This is a genomic window from Saccharothrix espanaensis DSM 44229 (assembly GCF_000328705.1).
Lineage (GTDB): Bacteria > Actinomycetota > Actinomycetes > Mycobacteriales > Pseudonocardiaceae > Actinosynnema > Actinosynnema espanaense.
Genome location: NC_019673.1, coordinates 1081116 through 1100949, shown reverse-complemented (window position 1 = coordinate 1100949; position 19834 = coordinate 1081116). Strand labels below are relative to the sequence as shown.

Sequence of the window (19834 nt, the reverse complement as noted above, 5' to 3'; positions counted from 1 at the left end):
GAACAAAACCAGCCGCCCTGCTGACGGTCGCGGCACCCGTCTGCGGCCCTGCTGCGCCTGCGCGACGGCGAGCGCACCTGCACGCCCATGAACTCCTGGACGTGGCATTCGCCAGCCCCCGTGCTTCCCGCCGGGCCGGGGTTTCGTCGACGCCACCAGGATGAACCCGACTGGAGTGGGCGGCGGCGAGCTGATCTCCGCTACCGCCGACCTGAACCGCTTCTGCGCGGCCCTGCTCATCGGCGCGCTGCTCGGGGCGAATCCCTCCACGGTGGACCGGGTCTGCGTCGCTTCGGCCTGGCCCGGTGTCGATGTGTGGCAGGCAAACGCCACTGGTGACCCGAACCTGCGTGCCGCGAGCCCGGACGTCACTGCTTGAGCTGGGCCAGCACGGTCCCCTGCGTGATCGCGGCACCCGGTTTGACAGTCAGCCCGGTGACCACGCCGGCCTTGTGCGTAGTGACCGGGTTCTCCATCTTCATCGCCTCCAGCACCAGGACGAGGTCACCGGCGGCGACCCCCTGCCCCTCGGACACCGCGACCTTCACCACGGTGCCCTGCATCGGCGCGGTGATCGCGTCGCCGGTCACCAGGGTCATGCCGGCCCGCCGGCGCGGGAGCCCGCCGTCCGGCACATCGACGCCGGTGTGCGGTGGGACCGGGTTGTCCCACTCGGTCTCGATCCACCTGGTGTGCACGTCGAACGACCCGTCCCGGCGAACACCGGGTGGCCCACGACGTGCCGGTGGAACGGCAGCACGGTGGCGATCCCCTCGACCTCGTACTCGCGCAGCGCGCGGTGGGCCCGCCGCAGGGCCTGCTCGCGGGTGGGTCCCCAGACGACGAGCGTGGCCGGCATCGAGTCGAACCCGCCGCCGACCACGCTGCCCGCCGGCACCCCCGAGTCCACCCGGACGCCCGGCCCGGCCGGTTCGCGGTACCGGGTGATCGTGCCGGGCGTGGGCAGGAAGCCCCGGCCAGCGTCCTCGCCGTTGATCCGGAACTCGATCGCGTGGCCGCGCGGCCCCGGGTCGTCGGCGAGGTCCAGCGGGTGCCCCTCGGCGATCCGGAACTGCGCCGGCACCAGGTCGATGCCGGCGGTCTCCTCGGTGACCGGGTGCTCGACCTGCAAGCGGGTGTCGACCTCCAGGAACGACACGGTCGCGCCCTGCACCAGGTACTCCACCGTCCCCGCCCCGGCGTACCCGGCCGCGCGGCAGACGACCTTGGCCGAGTCGTGGACGAGCCGCCGCTGGTCGTCGGTGAGGAACGGCGCCGGGGCCTCCTCGACCAGCTTCTGGTGCCGGCGCTGCAGCGAGCAGTCGCGGGTGCCGACCACGACCACGTTGCCGTGCCGGTCGGCCGGCACCTGCGCCTCGACGTGCCGCGCCCGGTCCAGGTAGCGCTCCACGAAGCACTCGTCGCGACCGAAGGCGGCGATCGCCTCCCGGGTCGCGGACTCGAACAGCTCCGGGATCTCCTCCAGCGTGCGCGCGACCTTCAGGCCGCGCCCGCCGCCGCCGTGCGCGGCCTTGATGGCGACCGGCAGGCCGTGCCGCCCGGCGAACGGGACCACCTCGCCGACGTCGTCGACCAGGTCGGTGCCCGGGACCAGCGGCGCGCCCACCCGTTCGGCGATCCGCCGCGCGGTCACCTCGTCGCCGAGGTCCCGGATGGCCTGCGGGCTCGGCCCGATCCGGGTCAGCCCGGCGTCGAGCACGGCGTGGGCGAAGTCGGCGTTCTCGGACAGGAAGCCGTAGCCGGGGTGGATCGCGTCGGCGCCGCTGCGCCGGGCGTGCGCCAGGACCTTGTCGGCCGCCAGGCAGGTCTCGACCGCCGTCGCGCCACTCAGCGCGAACGCCTCGTCGGCCAAGGCGACGAACGGGACGTCGGCGTCCGGCTCGGCGTACACCGCGACGCTGCCGATCCCCGCGTCCCGGGCCGCCCTGATCACCCGGACCGCGATCTCGCCCCGGTTGGCGATGAGCACCTTGTGCACCTGTGGCTCCTCTGGTCGGTCTGCTCGGATTCACTAGCCGTCGCTGCGCCGGCTGTGCGGCGGGACGAACACCGCGGCCCGCTCCGGGTGCGGCCACCGGGTGGTGGCCGGGGGTCGCGCGTCGTCCGGCCTCGGCCGCCCGACGAGGCACAGCACGGCCGTCAACGCGGCCGGCTCGACGTCGTCGAGCGTCCCGGACTCGACGCGGAGGACGGGGTCTTCCGCCATGACCGCTCCTTCCTGCCTACAGGGGTGGGTTGCCGTGCTTGCGCAGCGGCAGGTCGGCGTGCTTGGAGCGCAACACCTCCAAGGCGCGGATGAGCACGGGCCGGGTCTTGGCCGGGTCGATCACGTCGTTGACCAGGCCGCGCTCGGCGGCGTACGAGAAGTTCATGAGCTCGTCGCGGTACAGGTCGATCTTGCGGGCCCGGACCGCCTCCCGGTCGCCGTTCGCGGCGGCGATGTCCCGCCGGAAGATGATGCGGACAGCGGCTTCGCGCCGTGCCGGATGATGCCGTCGTGCTCCTGGCCCACCCCGGGCAGGAAGCCGGGCACGTCCACGAACGTGACGATGGGGATGGTGAAGCAGTCGCAGAACTACACGAACCGCGCCGCCTTCTCCGACGCCGCGATGTCCAGCGCGCCGGCCAGCACGGACGGCTGGTTGGCCACGACCCGCCCGCCCAAGCGGGCCAGCGCGCAGACGACGTTGGCCGCCCAGCCCTCCTGCACCTCAAGCACGAACTCGTCGTCGACGACCTCCTCCACCACCGCCCGCATGTCGTAGGCCGGTTGCCGTCGGTCGGCACCAGCCGGTGCAGGCCGTCGCCGCGGCGGTCGACCGGGTCGCCCACCGGCAGGACGGGCGGCTGCTCCCGGTTGTTGGCGGGCAGCATCGACAGCAGCAGCCGCACGTCCTCCAGGCACGGACCCACCAGGAGCCGATCGCGCACACCGGGCCGACGTCGAAAGACCTCGGCCCTAGTCGCTCGACGCTTCCCAGCGCACGCCGTAGGCCAAGCCCGGTACGAGTCGGCGAAAGCGCACGTGGATCTCGCCGGCCTGGTCCACCACGCGACGGTTGCCGTGGCGAGTCAGATCGACACCGTCGCGCTGGCTCGCACCGTGCAACGCCCACACCCGTGGCGGGACGCCCGTGTCGCCGAAGCGCCCCCGCAGGACGAGCAGGTCGCACGGCTGCTGTGGCACGTACAAGAGGTACGGCCGCATCACGCGCGACGTAGGGGGGCGGAGGCGGATCGCGAAGTCGTGGGAGTGGCCCTCGATGACCGTCGTCGGCAGGGCGAGGGTCGGGGTCGAGCGGTCGACCAGCGTCCCGCCGTACAGGACCCGCACGTCGACGCCGGGCCGGTCCAGCGGGAGTGGGGGCGTGAAGGTCAGTTCGCGCAGCCCGTCCCGGTCGGCGACGATCCGGTGCCGCTCGATCACCTCGGGATGTGAGCGGTCCAGGACCAGCACGACGTGCAGCTCGGCGGTGCGCCACCCGACCGACGGACCGTCCGGCCGGTCCCGGGGCGCCTCGGCGGCCAACTCGGCGAGGTGGTTGATCGCCTCGTCGACCCGGCGGCGGACCGTGCGCGGGTCGCGGTCCATCCGGACCGCCGCCCAGTGCACCCGGTCCTGGTAGAGGGGAAGCCGCGCCTCGCACTCGATGGCGAACGCCGCCAGCGTCGCCAGGCGCAGGTCTGCCGGCAGCCGCCCGGCCAGCTCGGTGAGCCTGGCGGACACCTTCCGGCGGATGGCGCCCGGCTCGTCGCCCTCGGTCACGCCGCAGGTCGCGCGCAGGCTCGGCCCCACCCGGCCGCCGATCCCGTCGGCCAGCACGCCGCGCCCCTTGCGGAGCGACTTCAGCTCCCGGACCAGGTCCGCGTACGCGTTCATCGGCTCACCCCTGTCGATCCCCGCCGTGTTCTCCGGTGCAGCGTGCGGCGGGCCGGTGGACCGGCGGTGGACGCATCGTGGATGGCCTAGACGCGGTCGCGGCGTCGTGCCGTCGACGTCACCGAGACTGCCAGCGCGGTGCCCAGCCGGATGCCGTCCTGGCCGAGGAAGGCGCGGGACGTGCCGATCCGGTCGAGGGTGTCGCTGTCGACGGCGCCGAGCCCGAAGGCGATCACGGTCGGGCGGGCCGGCCAGTCCGGGTCCGCCAGCGCGGCGAACGCCCCGGGCCAGGCCGCCGGGTCGGTCGCCCGGCCGTCGGAGGTGAAGAAGACGACCGGCCGGTGGACCCGGTGGCGACACGCCTTCAGAGCGCGGACGTCGCGGGCGATGATCTCGCGCAGGAGCGCGAACGCGGAGCCGAAGTTGGTTGCCGCGCCGGGTCCCGCCGAACCCAGTTCGGCGAGCGCCGCCGCGGGTCCCAGCGGTTGCAGCACGGTGGGTGCGGCCGCGAACCCGACCACGCAGGTCATGATCCGCGCACCCGGTGAGAGGTCGGCGTGGACGGCACCGCGGAACTCGCGGAGGCCGGCGTTCACCTCCTCGAGGTGGTCGGCCATCGAGAGCGACATGTCGCACACCACGTAGCACGGCACCACGTCGGAGACCATTCGGCTCCCCCTTCCACTCCTTTTGCGGACAAGTCGGAGCCTGGCCGGTGTTTGTCTACCGAAGGTGGATCCCGAGCGGATTCGGACACGCGGAGGGTCGCTGATGCGACATCCGCAGCAGACACCAAGCTCGCGAACCGGGAGGTGGCGTGGAATTTCGGATGCTGGGTCCGCTGGAGGCGTGGCACGGGAGCGCTCGGGTGCCGTTGGGGGACCAGCAGCAGCGGTTCGTCCTCGTCGTGCTCCTCCTGCACGCGAACAGGCCGGTGTCCCCCGAGAAGTTGACCGACATCGTCTGGGGCGGCAACCCGGAGCGCCGGGTGCTGGTACGCGGGTACATCAGCAAGCTGCGCACGGCTTTCCGGGACGTGGACGACGTCTCGATCGAGACGACGCCGACCGGCTACCAGCTGGAGGTGGGCGAGGACCAGCTGGACACCACCCGGTTCGCCCGGCTGCAGGAGGAGGCGGCGCGCGCGGCGGACCCGCGTCGGGCGATCGGGCTGTTGCGCACCGCCGTGGACCTGTGGCGCGGGCGGTTCCTGGAGGACATCGACATCGACCGGGTCGGCGGCACCGAGGTGCTGTACCCGGACGACGGCTACTTCGACGCGGTCGGCGACCTGGCCGAGCTGGAGCTGAACGCGGGCGACCACCGGTCGGCGCGGGACCGGCTGCGCCCGGTGGTGCGCGCCGACCCGGCCCGGCAGAAGCACGCCGAGCTGCTCATGCGGGCGCTGATCGCCGGCGGCGACCGGGTCGAGGCGATCCGGGTCTTCCACCACACGCGCGAAGCCCTGGCCGGGGAGGGCTGGGAGCCCGGGCCGAAGCTGCGCAAGCTCGCCGCGCGGGCGGAACGCGGTGAGCCGGCCGGCTACCTGCCGTCCCGGCCGGGCGGGTTCACCGGTCGGGAGGCGGAGCTGGCGGCCATCGGGGCGGTCGCCTCGGCACCGGGCGAGCGCCGCGCGGTGTGGGTGAGCGGCGCGCCCGGAGTCGGCAAGACCGGGCTCGCCGTGGAGGCCGCCCATCGGCTGCGGGACCGCTTTCCGGACGGGCAGTTGCTCGTTCGGCTCAACGGGTACACCCCGAACCTGCCCCCGGTGACGGTCTCGGACGCGCTCACCCAGCTCCTGGTCGAGCTGGGGGTGCCGGCCGAGCAGATCCCGGCTTCGGTGAACCGGAAGTTCGCGCTGTACCAGACCGAGCTGTACGGCACGAGGACTCTGGTGGTGCTGGACAACGCGCGCTCCCCGGAGCAGGTGCGGTCGCTGTTGCCCGAGGCGTCGGACTGCCTGGCGGTCGTGACCAGCCGACGGGTGGGCGAGCCGGACACCGGCGAGCACGTCCGGCTCTCCCCGCTGCCGCCCGAGGACGCGCTGGCGCTGTTCCACACGCTGGCGGGCCCGCTGCGCCTGCGCGGCCGGGCGGCCGAGGTCGCCGATGTGGTCAAGCGCTGTGGACATCTGCCGATGCCGATCCGGGTGGCGGCGGCGCTGTTCCGCAGGCACGAGCGGTGGCCGCTGCGCCACCTGCTGCGCCTGCTGGAGGAGAGCGGGCCGTGGAACGCGGACGTCGACGACGTGGCGGGTACCGCCGCGGTGCGGGTGTCCTACCTCCAGCTCGACCCGCCGCAGCGGGAGGTCTTCCGACTGTTCGGCCACCTCCCGGGACCGGACCTCGACGTGGTCGGCGCGGCGGCGCTGGTGGCCCGCGACGTCGCCGGGGTGCGCGCGGTGCTCGACGACCTGCACGAGGTGTGCCTGCTGGAGGAGGTCGCGCCCGAGCGCTACCGGATGCTCGACCCGCTCAAGGAGTTCGCGGCGGCGGAGCCGCCGCCGACGACGGCGACCGAGCGCGCGGACGCCCTGTTGCGGTTGCTCGACTTCTACCTGGTGGGCCTGGCGGACGCGGTGGGCACCGCCTACCCGTTCGACCGCGCGCAGTTGCCCGCCGTGCACCGCACCAGCCGGGTGGTTCCCCACTTCGGTGACAAGCGGGACGCGGCGGCGTGGATCACCGCCGAGCGGGACAACCTGGTGGCCGCGATCCGCTACGCCGCCGATCACGACCTGCCCGGGCACACCTGGCGGCTGGCGGTGCTGATCTGGCGCCACTTCCACACGACGAGCCGGTTCGAGGACTGGGTAGAAACCATGGAACTGGCCCGCGGAGTCGTGTGCGCCGAGCCGGACGAGGACTACGGCCGGGCGCACGTGCTGCTCCGGCTGGCCACCGCCTACGACCGGCTCGGGCGGCTGGCGGACGCGCTGGAACTCGCCACCCGCGCGCTGGCGGGGTGGCGGCGGCTCGGCAACGTGCTCGGCGAGGCGGTCACGTTGTGCGCGATCGCCGTCCCCCTGATGGAACTCGGCCGGCACGACGAGGCCATCGAGAACTTCGGCGCCGCGCTGGAGAAGTACCGGCAGTGCGAGGACGTCCGCGGCCAAGCGCACGCGTTGAGCATGCTCGGCGTGCTCAACGAGGAACGCGGCGACCTCGACCTCGCACTGCGCCAACACCTCGCCGCGGTGCCGATGCTGCGCGAGGTCGACCACGTGCAAGGACTGGCGCACGCGTTGAACAACCTGGGCACGGTGCAGCAACGACTCGGCCTGACCGACGAGGCGCTCGCCGCGCACCTGGAGGCGTACGAACTGGCCGGCGAACTCGGCGACGACTGCCTCGCGGCCTACGCCTTGAACTACACCGGCAACGTGCTCCGCTCACGGGGTGAACTCGACGAAGCCGCCCGCTACCAGGAACGGGCCAGGACGATCGCGGCCGAGGTGTCCGATGCCGACCTCCGCACCCGGCTCTACCTCGACCGCGCCGCGACCGCTCAGGCCCGCGGTGACCGAGCGGAAGCGCTGCGCTCCTACCGGGCGGCGCTGGACCTGGCCACCGGCACGGGAAGTCGCGGCCACGGGGCGCACGCCCACCTCGGCGTCGCCCGGAACCTGCACGCGCTGGGGCAGCACACCACCGCCGTCGAACACTGGGACGCGGCCGAGGCCGCGTTCGTCGCGCTCGGCCAACCCGAAGCAGGCGAGGTCCGGGCCGAGCACGCGGTCCTGACCTGTGGCTGCCGCTGAACGGCGTCCTGCCCGGAGGGTTGCGGTGGACCGCGCCCTCCGGGCATTTCTTCGACGCCGCCGCGCCTGGCCGGCGATGTTCCGGTTCCGAAAAGCGTGCCGCGCGAACCGCGAGCCCGGTCCACGCGCCGGAAAGAATGTACGGAGCGATTCACCGAAAGGCCAGGCCGCACGATCTGACCGGGACCGGGCAGGCGGCCACGCGAGGCCGCCACGACCACCCGACCCGCTCGCGGAACACCCTGCGGCCTACGGCGACTGTTCGCGCGTTGTCAGCCGTGCCAGGGGTTGCCGTCCGGACCGACGGTGACCGTGGTGGGCGGCGGGCACTCGTCGAGCGGTGCGGCGGCGGCACCGCCGCCCAGCGCGAACACCGCGACGAGAGCGCACAACCCGGCCAGCGACAAACCGAACCTGGACACGACGGTGGACGTGGTCCTGGACATGGCGAATCCTCCGAAGAAGTCGATGAATGCACTGCGGACGATTTGTCCGCCAATTTCACCCGCATTGCTGATGATTCACCAGCGCACTCCGGAGGACCAGGCGTTTCCTATTTCCCGACGGCAGAGCCGACGGGATACGGCGGCGCATCCACTCCTCGTCCACTTCCGGTCGACACGCGGTCCCGATGCTGTGCCCGCAGACCAGGACGGCCGGCACCCCGCCGGTGTGAACAGGGAGGTTCGATCGTGAGTGAGTACGACGTGGCCGTGTCGTTCGCCGAGGAGCAGCGCTCCGCCGTCGAGGAGGTGGTCGAAGCGTTCAAGCAGCGCGGGCTGACCGTGCTGCACGGCCCCGAGCAGACCCACGAGTGGTGGGCGCACAAGGAAGGCGGCGACCTGCCGGACGCGCGGGTCCGGTTCTTCGTCCCCTTCGTGTCGGAGGTGGACGACTTCACCACGGCCGCGCTGCGCGCGGTCAAGGCCGGGGACGAGCACGTGCTGCCGGTGCTGCTCGGCGACGTGACCGTGCCCCCGGACCTGCTGCACCCGCACGTGACCTACGTGCGCGGCACGGTCCACCGGCCGGACCAGCTCACCGAGGCGCTGGCCGCCCGGATCGAGACGGCGGAAGCGGTCGGGCGGCAACGCGCGCCGGTCGGCGAGGTGGTGCTCAAGGCCAAGGGGTCAACCCCGGCGGCGGAGCCGGAGCCGGTCGTGCCCGCCACCTTCAGCCGCTACGCGGAGCAGGACGCGACGCTGCGCTACCTGGGCGAGCAGTTCGCCGCCGCGCTGCCGCGGCTGGAACAGCGCGGGCTCGTCGGCACCGCGCATGTCGGCGACGCGCGGATCGTCGTGCGGGTCGAGCGGGCGGGCGACACCGTGTACGCGCTCGACATCCAGCGCGGCGGGATCGGCGGCGACGAGACGGTGAACTTCGTGGTCGGCAAGACCGACGGGGTCGGTGCCCTCACCAACGGCTGGGCACGCCCGGTCTACGACACCGGCGTGGGCACGGCCCTGCTCGAAGTGCACGACTTCTCGGTGCTCGGGGGCGGGGGCGCGCCGCGCGCCTACCGGCGGGAGGAACTGTTCACCGCCCTCTGGCAGCGGATCGACGCGGTGCTCGCCTCGACCGTCGGATGACCGCGTGATCAGACGCGCTCCCCGCCCCCGAGGGGGTGGGGAGCGCGTCCGGTCGTGCCGGGTCAGTGCCGGCCGTCACGCGCCCGGTCGAGCACGTCCTCCAACCGCAGCGGGCTCGGCGGGTGGTGGCTCAGGCACAACGGCGTCCGCATCCGGCGGAACCCGAAGGTCTCCCCCGTGACGTAGAACTGTCCGCGCTCCAACCGCGAGATGTCGCCGACCGAGCTGCCCTTGGCCTTGGCCATCTCGGTCGCCGCGGCGATCTGCGCGGGGCTGTTCAGCCTGCCGAAGAACTGCGTCGTCGCGTTGCCGACGATCTGGTTGTGCACGCCCTTGGGCGCCTGGGTGGCGAGCAGCAGACCCAACCCGTACTTGCGGGCCTGCGAGGCCAGCAGGATCGTGCTCTGCGTGCTCGCCGTCCACCCGCCGGACGGTGCGATCGTCTGCGCCTCGTCCATCACGACCAGACCGCCGAGCGGTCGGTCCGCCGCGGGGTTGCGCTTGATCCAGGCGAACACCTCCAGCTGGAGCTGGCTGACGAACCCCTGCTTCTGCTCCTCCGACGGCAGCCCGACGAAGCTGATCACCGAGATCCGCGCCCGCTTGCCCGGCGTCGGCGTCAGCAGCACGGCCGGGTCCGTCGGCTCACCCGCACCGCCGAGCAGCGGGTCGTTGACCATCGCGGCCCGCAGCGTCTCCGCCAGGTCCGCCGCCGTCGCGCGGGCGGTGCTGAGCTTGCTCACGCCCTCCGGCAGGTCGTCCAGGACGTCGATGAACTCCGCCAGGTCCCGCCCGTCCTTGCGCGCGTAGTGCGTCAGGGCCTCCCGCAGCACAGCTTGGCCGCGAACCGCGGTCTTCGAGCCGCCGCCGACCCTGGCGTGCGGGACGAGCCGGGCCACCGCCGCCTCGACCGAGGCGGCGAACTCGTCCACGTCCCCGCGCACCTCGGCAAAGTCCGGCAGCGGGTGAAAGCTGAGCGGCCGTCCCCCGGTGCGTCCGGGCGTCCACACCACCACCTCGACGTTCGCGAGGTACTCGGCGGCGACACCGACGTCACCGGGCAACCAGTCGGCGGGCGGCCGCGGCCACGCGTCGCCCAGCCGCGCCAGGTCGTTGTTCGGGTCGAGCACGATCGCCGACACCCCGCGCAGGGCGCACTCCTCGACGATCCGCCGCAGCAGCACGGTCTTCCCGCTGCCCGAACCCGCGAAGACGATGGCGTGCTTGCGCAGCGATTCGAGCTCGATGCGGATCTCGCCGTCCATGCCGAGCACGATCTCCGTGGGCGACAGCGGTGCGGTCCGGTCCCCGGACGGTGGTGTGGCCGGTCCTCCGGGCGGTGGTGTGGTCGGTTCTCCGGGTGGCGGAGGGCGGGTCTCCTGGTGGCTCGCCGCCGACCGACCAGGTCCGGGCAGGATCTCCCGCAGGAACGTCATCCGGCTGGCCGGCTTTCGCGCCACCAGCCACGCCAGCAGCTGGTGCGTCTGCGTGGACGACATCTCCTTGAGCGCGCTGAACGTCCGCAGGTCGTCGTCCGAGATCTCGACCCGCCGACCACCCGCCTGCTCCAGCTCGGCGAGTTCGACCCTGGTCTGCCGGCCGGTCCACCCCTTGCCCCCGTTGTAGATCAGGACCAGGCGCCGCTTGTGCGTGCCGAAGCGGGCCGCGTCGCGGACCTTGCGCATCCGGCGCAGCACGTGGTTGCCGTGGGCGCTCGCGATGAGGCGGAACCCCCAGCGCTCGTCGGTGTCCAGGTCCTCGTTCACGGTGTGGAGCAGTTGAGCGTGCACTTCGCTCCCGCCGTGCAGCTGCTCCGCCTTCCACGCCAGGTCGTCGTTGCCGACCTCGTTGATCCACGACTTCAGCCCGGCCAGCAGCAGCGCCGGCATCACCTCGTCCTCGTTGTGCTGCTTCAACCCGGCGGCGGAGATCTCCGCCTTCTGCCGCAGCCGCTCGAACCGGGCGTCGAACTCCTGCAGGTAGTCGGGCTCCGGCCCGTCGTCCGCGGGCGGGAGCACCGGGACGGGTTTCTCGTCGAACGAGCGCAGCTCGCGGATCTCGCCGTACCGGCAGGATTCGGCGTGCGCGTGGACACTCATGAGCAACTGGCGCGGTGTCCGGGGACTCCACCCCCCGGTGAACGCCCCCGGTGCCACCGGCCAGGTCGGGTGCGGCGGCGTGACACCGGCTCGCCGGTACACCTCCCCGAGCCACCGCTCGACCAGCGCGCGACCGATGGCCGGGTCGACGATCGAGCCCAGGAACGGGGTTTCGGCGAACCGGTCCGCCACCGTGTCGCTCGCGATCGAGTGCAGCATCTTCCAGGTGTTGGGCAGGCACGCCACGATCGACAACGTCCGCCTGGTCTTCTCCCGGAGCTTCATCAACCCGTCGGCGATGAACGAGAGCTCCCTGCTCAGCTCCGCGCTGGTCACCTTCGCGTCGGTCTCGTCCTGGCCGAGGTTGACGAGGCTGTCCAGCTGGTCCACGGCGATCACGCACGGGCCGGTCATGGCGAGGACGCGCGAGATGTCCCGCACCACGGTCTGCGGTGGCTTCGACCTGGGCAGGAGGCCCCAGTCGCGGCCCGCGCCGCCCGCCTCGGCCAGCCCCTGGAGGTGAGCCAGGCCGGTGTCGGCGTGCTCGGAGGCGTAGAGCACCAGCGCCCGGATCGTGTCGCCGCACTCGACTGCGATCCGGCCGTCCACCGCGCGCAGGTGGTTGAGGAAGACGGTCAGGTCGTGCGGCGTCAACGGCGTCGCGCCGGTGATCGCCCCGGCCACCGTCCCGGGCACGCCCGCCGCGTCGCACAACTGCCGGAGCAGCACGGTGAGCTGGAGTTCGCCGTCGTCCGTGGTCCGACGCAGCTCGCTGCGCATCGCCTCGGCGACGTCGTTCCAGAACTCCGCGCCCGTGGTCAGCTCGACCAGGAAGAAGTAGCCGCCTTCCCGCTGGACGACACGGCGCACCGAACCCAGCAGGTGGGTCTTGCCGACTCCCTTGCGGCCTTGGAGTACCAGGCCGATGGGGCTGGGACCGGTGCTGGCCTTGGCGTCCGCGATGCCGGCTCGGATCCGGTCCTCCGCCTTGACGTGCAGACCGTCCACGTGGAACGGCGAGGTCTGCCAGACGTCGTCCGGGGTCTCGGCGGAGTTGAATCGGAGCGTGGCCAGTGCCTTGCGCTGTTGCTCGGTCATGATTCCTCGATCGCCACCAGGTGGTTGTCCTCGCCGGCGATCCGGATCGCCGCGGCGTGGTCGGCCTCGGTCAGCACTTTGCGGTTGGAGTCCGGGGCCAAGTGGACGGTGCCGGTCTGCACCATCGCGAGCAGGGCGGCGTCCACCTCGTCCCGCTCCGCACCGTTGAGCTGGGGGCGGAGCTTGGCCAAGCGGACCCAGTCCTGGGACTTGACCGACAGCGCCAGGTAGGCGGTCCGGATCACCGACTCCAGGCCCCCACCGGAGCGGATCACCTCGGCCAGGTCGCCCCGCCACACGTGGTACTGGACGAAGATCGTCAGCACCGCGGACTGCGCGCGCGACAGCGGACCCGATTTCGACGGGGGCCCACCCGCGGCCAGGTCCTTCAGGCACCAGGAGATCCCCTCGTCGGTGATCCGGTGCACGAACTGGCGCTTCACGGTCCACGACTGGAGCAGACCGGCCCTGTTCAGCCTCTCCCGACCGGGCTTGCCGAGCCGGGCCTTCAGGTCGCGATCGAGTTCCGTGTTGAGCACGTCCCGGTTCTCCAACATCAGCATGATGAGCGCCGCCCGCTCTTCGTTGGCGAATTTCTCCGGCATTGCGCCGCCTTTCAGTTCGTGGACGCGTCGATCCGTCGATCGATCCGGGCGAGGAGGGTCTGGACGTCGGCGAGCAGGCCGACGGGGGCGGTGAACCCGCCGCCGTCCGCGTGGTGCTTGGACAGCACTTCCAAGTCCACCGACAGGTCCCGCAGCACGGCCAGGTCGCCGTTGTCGAGCGCGGCGGACATCCCGCGCACGGTCTGCTCGACGAGTGACAGCCGCCCGGCGGAGGGCACCCGGTCCGGCACGGCGCGCAGGGCGGACGCCGCGTTGCGCAGGGCTTGCCGGTCGGGATCGACCGCGCCGGCCGGCGTGCCGGTGAGCTGGGCGTGCAACTCGCGTGCCACGCGGGTGGGCCGGATCCCCGGTTCCAACCCGAGGTGGCGCAGGTTGCGCAGGAAGCCTGGCAAGCCTTCCGGGTCGGTGCCGTCGGCCAGCACGCAGAACAGCCGGCGCTGGCCGCCGTCCGGGCCGATCGTGTGCCGCAGGAAGCGCTCCACCTCGATGACCTGCCAGCGGCTCAGGCCGCCGTCCACCACCAGGCAGAGGTGCTCGGCGAGCCCGCTGGTCCGGTCGAGGAGCTCAAGGTCGCCGGACGACGACCGCTCGACCCGCACGCCCAAGGCGCGCAGCTCCTCGATCAGCTGGTCCGCGACGCGCAACACGGATCGCGGGCTGGACACCAGCAGGTCCAGGTCGAAGTCCTGCCGGCGGTCACGTGCCGCCGCGACGTAGGCGTCCCGGTTGTCGGCGAGCAGGTCGGTGCGGTCGAACTGCTGCGCGACCACGGCCGCCACCGTCTCCAGGGCGAACGAGACCTGCCCCGCCGACGGCGGGTCCTCCTCCAGCACGGACAACTGCTCGCCGAAGCTCCAGTACGAGACGTAAGGGACCGTGAGGTGGCGCAGCGCCAAGTCCGCCGGAACTTTCTTGACCAGCCAGTTGCCGAACAGTGGGGCCACGACCTCGGCGCACCTGCGCTGCCACTTGTCGGCGCGCTCGTACTCGACACCACTGTCCAACCGGGACAGGACGGGGAGCACCAGGTGGCGCGGACGGTCGTAAGGCAACCGGTCTCGTGCTTCGTCGACCCGCCGCACGATGTTCACGACGTCCTTGAGGTTCTGCTCGTTGGCCGTGAACACGACGGCGAGCTGGTCGGGCAGGTGCGCGGTGCAGATGCCGGCGATGTCGGAGATCCCGGTCCGACTGTCGATCAGCACGAAGTCGTAGTCCTCGATCCACTGCTCCCGACACCGCTCCAGAAAGGCGGCGAACCCCCGCTCGTAGAGGTCCGCCCAGTCGATGCGCTGCATCCGCTCCATGTAGGACTCGTCGTCCCTGCCGGCGGCGAGCAGCGCGAGCGTGTTGCCCTGGACATCGAGCCGGACGGCGTGCGGACGGGGAACCGCCGCGCCCGCGAGAAAGTCGTGGGCGAGGTCGATCACGCCGCCTTCGGGCTCGGCGGACATCACCGACTTGAAGTAGTGGTGCAGGCCGGGAGCTTCCAGGTCCCAGTCGATGGTGAGCACTCGATGGCCCCAGCGAGCCAGCAGCACGGCGACGTTGGCCAGCGTGAAACTCCGCCCGACCCCGCCTTTGTAGGAGTAGAAGGTGATGACGGTCCCGGCGGTCATCAGAACCTCGGTATCGGAGGCGTTGGGGGGAGCACGGGGTCGGGCGGATCCACGTAAGGCCAGTCGGGACGCCACGGCGGCACCTGCTGGAGCAGCGCGACGAGGTCAGCGGCGACCCGGTTCACCTCACGGTGGAAGCGCACGAACTCGCGAGTCTCCTGGTACGGCGGATCCGGGTGGGCGAAGTCCTTGAAGTTCTGCCAGGAACGCACCTTCCCTTCCAGCGGAAAGTTGTCCGAGTCCGAGTACAGGATGGGGTAGACCAGCCCCTGCGGCCGATCCGGGCTGGCCAGACCCAACATCCTCTCCCGCTCCAACATGCTGTACCACTCGGCCAGACACCACTTCGACTGGAAGTAATGCGGAGTGAGCAGTTGAATCATGATCTTGCTGTGCCGCAAAGCGTGCTGCAGGCTGGACGGCCAGTGCACAGCACGTGACATATCCCGGTCGACGTACACCCTCGGCGTCGGCGCCAACTGATCCGCCAGGCACTCCAAGAGCTTGTCGTGGAAGTGGTTCAGCAGCCATTTTTGGACGCTGCCGCGACGGGCGTAGCTGATGAACAAATCGAACTTGTATCCGGACACGCGACAGATGGTAGGCAATGTCGGCCCGCGGAAAACAGACAAAAAAGTGGGCAATCAAGGCGGGAAAGGCCAAAAAGTGGACAAACCCCGCGGCCCCGGTGGACCACCCCTGATCACCAGGCCGGGGGGCGCGGCAACCGCCGCAACGGCCGCCGCACCACCACAAGCGTCCGCCGTGCCACGGCCCACCTGGTGCGGAACGTGGCAGGGCCGCGGTTCACACCGGCTGCCCCAGGAAGCACTCCGAGCACTGATCGGACGGCTTCCGCACCGGCGGACCGCTCGCGGGGTTCCCGCCGGTCAGCGGGAGTTGCTCAGCGGGCTTGGGGAAGAGTCGTCGGGTTCCTCTCAACGTCTGCTCGGCTCGCGGTGGCAGAACGGACGCGCAGCTGCACAGGGTCAGGCGCTGCAGGTCGTCGGGGAGGCGACGGGAGTGCGGTTGGCGCTTCGCGCGCGCAATCGGCACCACCGGCACGGGGTCGGTGAGGGTGGTCATCGATCCCGCGCCACCGGTGAAGCCGGCGGCTTTGGCCGAGAGTTGGGCGATGAGCGGGTCGTGCGCCCTGCGCGCCGCCAGGGTCACCTTTTCGTACGCCAGCCGGATCTCCTCGCCCGGCCTGATCCCCAGTTCCTCGCCGAGACGTCTTCGGATGTCGGTCAACGTGCGCAGCGCCGCCGCCTGCTGCCCCGCCGCGGCCAGGACCATCATCAGCCGCGCGTGCACCCCTTCGTGCAGGGGTTCGTGGTGCGCGACCAGTCGCAACCGATCGATCGCGTCGTCCCCGTCGTCCAACGCCGAGGCCGTGTCCCCGTACGCGAGCGCGGCGGCGACGCGACGGCTCGCCAGGGTCACCGCCACCGGGTGTTGTCGCACGCTGTGCGGCAGGTCCACGAGCACCGCGCCCCGCCACAGGTCCAGAGCCCCGGCGAAGAGCTGCTTGCGAGCCTCACCGGGCTGGGCGTGTCGTGCCCGGCCCACCAGCTCGGTGAACTCGGCCAGGTCCAGCTCATCCGGTCCCGCCGCGAGCCGGTAACCACCCCCGACCGAGGCGATGATCGAACCCGCCTCCGACACCGGCCCCGGCTCGAGGATCTTCCGCAGACCGGACACGTAGGTGTGCAACAGGTTCCGACAACTGTGCGGGGGAAGTTCTCCCCACAGCGCGTCGATGAGCTCTTCGCGGCCGACCACGGTGTTCGGGTGCAGGGCGAGCACCGCGAAGAGCGTTCGTTGCTTCAACGGCCCCAGGTTCAACTCCCGCCCACCGCGGGTGACCCTGAGCGGCCCGAGAACCTCGATCCGTAATCGCGCGTCGACGTCACCGCGGGGCCATCCGTCCTCGCCGCCCAGCACGTCCGCGAGCCGCCGGATCGTTTCCCGCCGCGGGTGCTCCACCTGGCCCCTCTCGATGTGCCGGACGGTGCGCAGGCTCACGCTCGCCCGTCCGGCCAACTCCCGTTGCGTCAACCCAGTTCTCAGTCTGGCTACGCGCAGGCCTCGCCCGAAGGCGATCGGATCATGTGCCACGGTGCCCCCCCGTAATTATCCGCCGTGATTCGCTCCGCCTCGGCGATGGATTCACCGCTCAACACAACGCCGAAATTCGGGTGGACCCCCCCGACAGGAACCACAACCGCTGTTCGGCCGATCGAGCGATGTGTTGGCAGCGCAATGGGAACGGTGCTCGACCCTCTTATCGTGGCACGGTGCGCACTACCTTTGCCAGCACTTTCCCGAGCGGGAACATACCGTGCTGGCGGGAATCGATGCTGTTCTCCGAGTTGTCGCCGAGCACGACCAGGAACCCGGGCGGCACAACGGGACCGCTCGTGACGACACCGGCCACCGCCTGCGGAACGGGCTCGCCCGGCATCGCGGCCACGCGCTTGATGACCCAGTTCGGCCCCGTCGCCGGTGGAGGGGCGGAGAGCGGCTCACGGGCGACGATCGGAGTCCGGCTGGGCAGCCCGCGGCCGATCTGGTCGACCGTGGCCCGGGGACCGTCCACGACCACCACGTCGCCGGTGCGCAGGCGGGAGGTCCGGACCCGTCGGGCCACCACGCTGTCCCCGTGCTCGAACGTCGGCTCCATGCTCCGGCCGCTGATCTTCACGTAGACGACCCTGCTCCTCAACCACAGCAGCACGGCGAGGGCCGCGGTGATGGCGCCGAACACCGCCCAGATCATCCCGCGACCTCCGACAACCCTCGTTGGTAGCCTTCCGCCTGGCTGGTGAACATCCCGGCGTAGATCCCGCCGCCGGCCATCAACTGCTCGTGCGTGCCCTGCTCGACGACCGTCCCCTCGTCCACCACGACGAGGAGGTCCGCGTCGCGGACCGCGCCGAGCCGGTGCGAGATGAGCACGCTGGTGCGCCCCACCCGGTGCTCGCGCAGCCCGCTGTGCACCTGGTGCTCCGCTTCGGCGTCCAGCCCGGAACTCGGTTCGTCCAGGATGAGCAGGTCCCGGTCTCCGCGCAGGTACGCGCGCGCCAGCGCCAGCCGCTGCCACTGCCCACCGGACAGCGTGACCCCGGCCGCGCCCTTGACCACGTCGCCGTGGAAGAAGACGCGGGACAGCAGCGTCCGGTAGCCCCTCGTCATGGCCGACACGAACCCGTCGGCACCCGCCTTGACCGCCGCGGCGGTGACCCGCTCCTGGTCACCGGCCTGGTCGAGATCGCCCAGACCGATGTTCTCGGCCGCCGTCAGGTCGTAGTTCATGTAGTCCTGGAAGACCGCGCCGATCCGGAGCCGCAGCTCCACCGGGTCGAACTCCCGCAGGTCGACCCCGTCCCACAGCACGGCTCCGCGCTCGGGGTCGTACATCCGGCACAGCAGCTTGATCAGCGTGCTCTTGCCCGCGCCGTTGCGGCCGACCAGCCCCAGCGCGGTGCCGTGCTCGACGGTGAAGCTGACGCCGCGCAGCACCCACGGGTGGTCCGGCGAGTACCGGAACCACACGTCCCGGAACTCGATCCCCTGGCGCAGCGCCGGGACCGGCACCGGCTGCGCGGCGATCGGCAGGTCCGGCCCGCTGCCCACGATCTCCGAGTAGTGCCGGAACAGCAGCAGTTGCTTGTGCGAGTTGCCCAGGTCGCGGACGAGGGCCAGCACGGCCGCTTGGACGCCCGCGATGGACGCCGCGACGAGCGACACGTCACCGATCGTGATGCGCCCGCCGACCGCCGCCAGCGCCGACCACAGCAGCACCCCGCCCGCGAACCCGGCGGTCACCACGCCCGCACCGACCTGGACCACCACCTCGGCGCGATCCAGCCGGGCCTGCTCGCCGTTGACCTGACGCCGCTGCGCCGACATCCGACCCCGCAGGTGGGAGCCGGTCCCGAACAACCGGATCTCCTTGGCCGCCTTCACGTCGGTCAGCAGCGCGCGGAAGAACATCTCCCGCCGTTCGACCGGGCCGAGCCGCCAGTGCAGCGCGGCCCGCCGCCGGGCGAGCCAGATCTCGCCGACCAGCGCCGGCAGCGCCGACGCGACCACCGCGAGCGGCAACCACACCGCCAGCAGCACGAGTGACGCGAGGAAACCCAGTGCCTTCACCGTGTTGCCGCCCAGCGAGAGCGCCGTCGAGACCACGACGCCAGGCGTCGCACCACCGTGCTGCTGCGCGAGCCTGACCCGGTCGACGAAGACCGGGTCCTCGAACTTCGCGAGCCCGACGAACCTCTCCGTGGCCTCGAACAGCCTGTCCTGCGCGACCAGACCGACCCGGCGTTCCAGCTCCTTGTGCACGAACTGGACCGCTTGCGGCAGCACACCGGCGAGCAAGCTCACCACGGCGAGCGTGACAGCGGTGCCGACAACGGCCTCCTCGCGGCCGTCCCCGGCCACGAGGAGGTCCAGGAGAGTCTTCATCAGCCAGGCGATCGCGACCGGCGTCAGAGCCAGGACCAGCGTGAGGACGACGAAGACAAGCGTGCACACGCGACTGGCGCGCCAGGTCAGGCCCAGTGCTCCACGAATCCCCCGCACGAGTGTCAGACCCGGATCGCGGGGGACATGGCGTGCTCGACCAACGTCCCGGAGCTCTTGACCAGTCCTTCGGCGTCCACCAGGGCGAAGGCCGGGTAGCCCTTGACCTGGAACGCCGTCGCGAACGGTCCGCCAGGGCGCTCCTCCAGCACGACCTTGGCGACCGGTGCCAGCGCGGCGCGCTTGTCCACGACGTCCTCGGCGGACCCGATGACCAGGGCGAGCACCCGGTCCCGGCCACCCGGGAAGTTCTGCGCGGTGGTCACGAACTCGGGAAGCCTCTCGTCGCACGAAGTGCACCCGTGCGCGAACACGCCGACGAGCGTCGGGCCGCCGGCGAACACCGCCGTGCCCACCTGCTCCTCGTCCACAGTGGACGCTGTGAAGGTCCCCACCGGGCTGCCGTTGGGCATCATCACCTTGGGCGGTTCCGGGCGCGCGCGTTCCGCCGCCGCGGTCTTGTCGCGAAGTCGCCGGATGACTCCGACGGTCAGGAAGATGTTGAAGACGCAGAGCACCGCCAGCAACGCGGTGACAGCGATCAGGATCGACATC

General features: G+C 71.5%; 16 protein-coding genes and 2 pseudogenes. 3 read left to right on the top strand and 15 right to left on the bottom strand.

The genetic code is table 11. The annotated features are described in order from the left end of the window. Window positions 1–175 precede the first annotated feature (175 nt). Window positions 176–379: a hypothetical protein gene (locus tag BN6_RS47615; protein WP_041312007.1), complete on the top strand. Its 204-nt coding sequence runs from the start codon at window positions 176–178 to the stop codon at window positions 377–379. Here the strand turns inward: BN6_RS47615 and BN6_RS05265 are convergent. The 6 genes and pseudogenes from BN6_RS05265 to BN6_RS05245 form a co-directional block, all read right to left on the bottom strand. Further along, window positions 369–1999: pseudogene (locus BN6_RS05265) on the bottom strand (acetyl/propionyl/methylcrotonyl-CoA carboxylase subunit alpha). The gene BN6_RS47615 and the pseudogene BN6_RS05265 overlap by 11 nt on opposite strands. Before the next feature lie 33 nt (window positions 2000–2032). Further along, entirely contained in the window at window positions 2033–2227 is a 195-nt protein-coding gene (locus BN6_RS05260) for an acyl-CoA carboxylase subunit epsilon (RefSeq protein WP_041312004.1), read from the bottom strand. Window positions 2228–2243: 16 nt separating this feature from the next. Then, window positions 2244–2462, bottom strand: coding sequence for a carboxyl transferase domain-containing protein (locus tag BN6_RS48395; protein WP_231905365.1), 219 nt, complete (start codon window positions 2460–2462; stop codon window positions 2244–2246). Continuing rightward, window positions 2390–2740, bottom strand: a pseudogene (locus BN6_RS48390) (carboxyl transferase domain-containing protein). Before BN6_RS48390 ends, BN6_RS48395 begins: the two are co-directional and overlap by 73 nt. A gap of 240 nt (window positions 2741–2980) precedes the next feature. After that, window positions 2981–3901, bottom strand: coding sequence for a hypothetical protein (locus BN6_RS05250; protein WP_015098506.1), 921 nt, complete (start codon window positions 3899–3901; stop codon window positions 2981–2983). An 86-nt stretch (window positions 3902–3987) separates the two neighbouring features. After that, on the bottom strand, window positions 3988–4569 hold the full coding sequence (locus BN6_RS05245) for a vWA domain-containing protein (protein ID WP_015098505.1): 582 nt from the start codon (window positions 4567–4569) through the stop codon (window positions 3988–3990). A 161-nt stretch (window positions 4570–4730) separates the two neighbouring features. Between BN6_RS05245 and BN6_RS05240 the strand changes: the two genes are divergently transcribed. Further along, a complete protein-coding gene (locus tag BN6_RS05240) occupies window positions 4731–7661 on the top strand; it encodes an AfsR/SARP family transcriptional regulator (protein WP_015098504.1) in 2931 nt (976 codons plus the stop codon). Window positions 7662–7933: 272 nt separating this feature from the next. On the opposite strand, the gene BN6_RS46475 is transcribed toward BN6_RS05240, so the two are convergent. Beyond that, complete coding sequence (locus tag BN6_RS46475) at window positions 7934–8107, bottom strand: hypothetical protein (protein ID WP_158509346.1); 174 nt, start codon at window positions 8105–8107, stop codon at window positions 7934–7936. Window positions 8108–8353: 246 nt separating this feature from the next. Between BN6_RS46475 and BN6_RS05235 the strand changes: the two genes are divergently transcribed. Next, entirely contained in the window at window positions 8354–9250 is an 897-nt protein-coding gene (locus tag BN6_RS05235; RefSeq protein ID WP_015098503.1) for a toll/interleukin-1 receptor domain-containing protein, read from the top strand. 62 nt (window positions 9251–9312) lie between these two features. Here the strand turns inward: BN6_RS05235 and BN6_RS05230 are convergent, their stop codons facing one another. The 8 genes from BN6_RS05230 to BN6_RS05195 all read right to left on the bottom strand — a co-directional run bounded on the left by BN6_RS05230 (window position 9313) and on the right by BN6_RS05195 (window position 19833). Then, entirely contained in the window at window positions 9313–12447 is a 3135-nt protein-coding gene (locus BN6_RS05230; protein WP_015098502.1) for an ATP-binding protein, read from the bottom strand. Beyond that, window positions 12444–13052 carry a hypothetical protein gene (locus BN6_RS05225; RefSeq protein WP_015098501.1) on the bottom strand — a complete coding sequence of 203 codons (609 nt, stop codon included), beginning with the start codon at window positions 13050–13052 and terminating at the stop codon, window positions 12444–12446. Before BN6_RS05225 ends, BN6_RS05230 begins: the two co-directional genes overlap by 4 nt. Window positions 13053–13063: 11 nt before the next feature. Then, window positions 13064–14692: a KGGVGR-motif variant AAA ATPase gene (locus tag BN6_RS05220; protein WP_041312001.1), complete on the bottom strand. Its 1629-nt coding sequence runs from the start codon at window positions 14690–14692 to the stop codon at window positions 13064–13066. Next, window positions 14692–15282 (bottom strand): TIR domain-containing protein, encoded by a 591-nt coding sequence (locus tag BN6_RS05215; protein ID WP_015098499.1) that lies wholly within the window; start codon window positions 15280–15282, stop codon window positions 14692–14694. Before BN6_RS05215 ends, BN6_RS05220 begins: the two co-directional genes overlap by 1 nt. Before the next feature lie 217 nt (window positions 15283–15499). Then, window positions 15500–16810, bottom strand: a complete 1311-nt coding sequence (locus tag BN6_RS05210) for a BTAD domain-containing putative transcriptional regulator (protein ID WP_015098498.1) — start codon at window positions 16808–16810, stop codon at window positions 15500–15502. A 166-nt stretch (window positions 16811–16976) separates the two neighbouring features. After that, a complete protein-coding gene (locus tag BN6_RS05205; protein ID WP_015098497.1) occupies window positions 16977–17471 on the bottom strand; it encodes a S26 family signal peptidase in 495 nt (164 codons plus the stop codon). Next, window positions 17468–19162: an ABC transporter ATP-binding protein gene (locus BN6_RS05200; protein ID WP_231905003.1), complete on the bottom strand. Its 1695-nt coding sequence runs from the start codon at window positions 19160–19162 to the stop codon at window positions 17468–17470. Before BN6_RS05200 ends, BN6_RS05205 begins: the two co-directional genes overlap by 4 nt. A 122-nt stretch (window positions 19163–19284) precedes the next feature. Next, complete coding sequence (locus BN6_RS05195) at window positions 19285–19833, bottom strand: TlpA family protein disulfide reductase (RefSeq protein ID WP_015098495.1); 549 nt, start codon at window positions 19831–19833, stop codon at window positions 19285–19287. Window position 19834 lies beyond the last annotated feature (1 nt).